Source organism: Collimonas fungivorans (assembly GCF_028292705.1).
Lineage (GTDB): Bacteria > Pseudomonadota > Gammaproteobacteria > Burkholderiales > Burkholderiaceae_D > Collimonas > Collimonas fungivorans_B.
This window is the reverse complement of record NZ_JAQGLV010000022.1, coordinates 1-3,933: the sequence shown is the minus strand read 5'-3', so window position 1 is coordinate 3,933 and position 3,933 is coordinate 1. Positions and strand designations below refer to the sequence as shown.

Genomic DNA, 3,933 nt, shown 5'->3' with positions numbered 1-3,933 from the left:
GGTGGTGCGGCGCGGCGCCATGACGTTCCAGATGTTCGGGCAGCTGCTGGACAAGGGTACGGCGCAGATCGAGCAGTTCATCGTTGAGCAGAACGCCAATGATGCGGATATTGAAGAAGTCACCGTTGCGCTGCTGAGTGTGATGCCTAGCGAATTCGATGTCAACCTGGTCAAGCTGAAAGCTCTTCCGGATGTTCATGAGGTGAGTGAAATCCGTTTGCCGTAGATGCGTATTGTCTGCTGAAGTATTGAAGCGGGCTTCACATTGCGTGAAGCCCGTTTTGGTTAACGCTGCTTATTGGAACTGGTAGCGCATGTTGGCGTAGATGTAGCGTCCTACCAGGTCGTTCTGGTTTTGCACGAAGTCATCCCTGTAGGCCGTATTGGCATATACCGGGGCCTTGTCAAACAGGTTGTTGACGCCGAAGTTCACCGTCAAGTTCTTGCTTACCTTGGCGTTCAGGTTCAAATCCCATGCAGTGAAGGAAGGAATGCGCGCATTGGTGATGGCCGGGTCCTGGGTGTGGGTTGGGTCGTCGATGTTCAGCGTGCTGGCTTGCGTCCTGGCAGTCAAGGCAACTTCCATGTCGGCGTATTCATAGGCGGTACGGAAGGAATTGTTCCACCTTGGATGGTTGAGGGAATCAAGCCGGCTTGCCGGGGCGGTGCCAGGGGTGATGCTCTGCTTGTAGAGCAGCGTGTAGTTGTTGACTTCGCGGAACTTCAGCTTGCCCCAGCCGGCCAGCGGCAATTCATAGGAAATGTCGATATCCAGCCCCTGGATATCGGTCTTTCCGACGTTGATATAGGGTGTGGTGATGCTGCTGATGCGCCCCTTGTTCAAGCCGGGATACCTTGCTTCCAGCGCCGGGTTGCGCGGATCGCGGCCCACCAGTGCGGCGTAGCCCGGAATGGTGTCTTCGTTGTCGACGATGTATTGCGGATCCAGCAACTGGATCGTGTTGCGCTGCTTGATCGCATACCAGTCTACCGACGCCGACAGGCCCTTCATCGGTTGCAGCACCATGCCCAGCGAAAAGTTGTTGGCTTTTTCCGCTTTCAGGTCGGGATTGCCGGCAACGTATTGCTTGGGGCTGTAGCTGCAATTTGCGCCGGTATAGCCAAGCGGACCGCAACGCGCCCAGTCGGCGATGCCATTGGCATAACCCGATGTGGTTGAACTGATTTCCGGCAGTGTAGGGGCCTTGAAGGACGTGGTGGCGGAACCGCGGAGCAGGATTTCCTTGGTCGGGCGCCAGGCCACGGCTATCTTCGGATTGAAGGAATTGCCGAAATCGCTGTAGTGGTCGCCGCGCAAAGCCAGTTGCATCTCCACCGTTTTCATCAGCGGAACATTGAATTCTCCATACAGTGAGTACAGGGAACGGCTGGCCGTGCTGGCTGTCGCGCCGGCGTTGACGATGTTGCCGGCAACATTTTTTGCATCAGGCTGGTCGCTGATCGATTCATGGCTGGCCTGGGCGCCCCAGGCGAAACCGACCGGCGCGCCGTTGAAGTTGAACAGTTCCGGCGCCGACATCTTCCAGTCCACGGTTTCCAGGCGCGATACGGCCACCCGCTCGGTAGTGGTCAGCATCGGGTTGATCACGCTGGATGGATTCCAGTAGGCAAACGGATCGTAGCCGCCGTTGCCCAGCAAGCCGCTCTGCAAAGAGGCCGACGATACGTCCTTCAATACGGAATTGGAGGCAACGTCCTTGAGGCGGTTCTGGTTGAGGCTGACCGCTCCTTCGCTGTCCCATTTCCCAATCACGCCGCGCCAGCCGGCCACTACGCGCGCAGTGTCGCTGGTGATCTTGTTTTGCGTCGGCGCAACTTCGTAGATGCCGCGGTATATGCGCAGCTGATCGCCAGGCGTAAAGCCTTGCAGCGAGCCATCCGCGCTTGGCCCTGGCAAGTTGGCCAGGCCAGGATTGGTCGAGCCGTCGGTGTTGCCGATGAAGGAAGGATCAAATCCTGCCAGTCCGTATTGCACGGTGGTTTCGCTATGGTTGAAGCCGACTTCGGCAAACAGTTCATCCTGGCCGCTGAGACGTTTGGTGAAAATGGCGGAAATCCCGCCGCGCAGGATCTTCGGCGACAGCAGCACCTGCTGGTTGTTGAAGCAGCGGTTGTCGTTGGTGCCGCTGCTGAGTTCAACGCTGCCGCGGCAGCCGGGTATCGGAAAGCCGGGCTCGCCGGTTGAGAAATCGTTGACGCTGCCCAGGTAGCGGTCGATGCTGCGGTTGTCGCTGCCGCCAAAGCGCCTGAAATCGCGGTTGCTGGTGGCGTCGTGTTTATTGCTCTTCAAGGGATCGCTATGGAACACGTCTACTGTCAGCAGCAGGTTCTGCCCGTCTTTTTCCAGGTCCCCCCAGCCGGCCGTGACGCTGGCGCTTTCCGTGGTGCCGTCGCCCTTTTGATTGGTGCCGACGTTGGCGGTGGTTTCAACGCCCTGGTAATTCCTCTTTGTCTTGAAGTTGATCACGCCGGCAATCGCATCGGAGCCGTAAATGGCGGAAGCGCCGTCGCGCAGGATTTCCACCGATTCAATCGCTGCCAGCGGCAGGTTGTTCAAGTCGACGAAGGTGTTTTCGGCCCCATCGGCAAAACCGTAGTTGGCCAGGCGGCGTCCGTTCAGCAGGATCAGCGTGTATTTGGGATCGAGGCCGCGCAGCCCTACGGAGGCCGCGCCTTGCGCAAACGACGTATTGCTGTTGCCGGTCAGGCCGATGGACACGGAAGGCAGTTTGCTCAGCAGTTCAAGGACGGTGCTGGCGCCGGATTTTTCGATTTCGTCTCGTTTGATGATTTCAACCGCGGTCGGGCCTTCTTTGTTGATGCGCGAAATATTTGAGCCGGTAATGGTGATGCGTTCAAGGCTATCGGGCGTGGGGTTGGAAATTTGGTCGGCGCCGAAGGCGAGGGGCAGGTGGATGAGGCCGATTGCTGCGAGGGTTGATGCCAAAACTGTCTTCTTCATCTGGGAAAGTCTCCATCTTTGGTAAGGAAATGATCGATTTCGCTTCATGCTTTGGCGGCCGGATAAGCCGTCTGTAAAGCAAGGGTTTCCAGCTGCCGCCAGCGCGGACAGCGTATGTCCGGATGGCGAACAGCACCCCGGTAATGACCATGCTTGGGGTACTGTTATTTCATTTTGTATCAATCCGTCGCGTGATGTAATACGCCTGAAATATTTAACTTTTCCGTTAGTTTTTTCGTTGTTTTATTTTCCTTGCGGCACTATTTTGAAGGAAAATGTGATAAATAAATTTCCTTTGGGCAATAAATGTTACCTTGATTGTCATTTGAATTTGGTGCGTGTTATTTGATAATCAAATCAAATAATGGATGAATGCATGCTGATGAAAGATATTTTTAAAAGAGCACTGGGAAATTTAATAGACTAATAAGCAATTATTGATGAATTAAATATTTTTATTGAATATCGTTATTTTTCTGTAAAAACGGATGACTAAAACGCCTATAAAGTGGAGGCGGCGCTCAAGTAAAAGATCGTCCTTTGGAATAGGCGATGTGCTTTAATTGCCGGATACAAATGCTCTTGTCAAAGGCAAACAATGAACACCATGACAACTCCAGCCGGCACTGAATTTGACCAGACCCAGCTGGAGATCCGGCGCGTATTCGATGCCCAGGGAATCACCGCGCTGCGCCTGCGCCAGTCGGGCAAGGCCGAGCGCCTGCAGAAAATCAGGAAGCTGAAGAGCGCGCTGCTGGCGCACAAGGATGAGGTGATTGCTGCCGGCTTTGCCGATTTCGGCAAACCGGCCGTCGAGGTGGAGTTAAGCGAAATCCTGCCGGTGATCGCCGAGGCCAATGACGCCATCCGCAAGCTGGGGCGCTGGATGAAGCCGAAGAAAGTCTGGCCGTCGCGCATGATGGCCGGCACTTCGGGGTATACCCAGTACG

At 55.4% G+C, this 3,933-nt stretch carries 1 protein-coding gene and 2 pseudogenes; 2 read left to right on the top strand and 1 reads right to left on the bottom strand.

All coding sequences use genetic code 11. The features are described 5' to 3' along the window. A pseudogene (locus JWQ61_RS00910) lies at nt 1-226 on the top strand (MgtC/SapB family protein); the annotation flags it as partial. Nucleotides 227-295: 69 nt separating this feature from the next. Here JWQ61_RS00910 and JWQ61_RS00905 read toward each other — a convergent pair. Next, entirely contained in the window at nt 296-2,968 is a 2,673-nt protein-coding gene (locus tag JWQ61_RS00905) for a TonB-dependent siderophore receptor (protein WP_304358851.1), read from the bottom strand. 613 nt (nt 2,969-3,581) lie between these two features. Between JWQ61_RS00905 and JWQ61_RS00900 the strand changes: the two are divergent. After that, a pseudogene (locus JWQ61_RS00900) lies at nt 3,582-3,933 on the top strand (aldehyde dehydrogenase family protein); the annotation flags it as partial.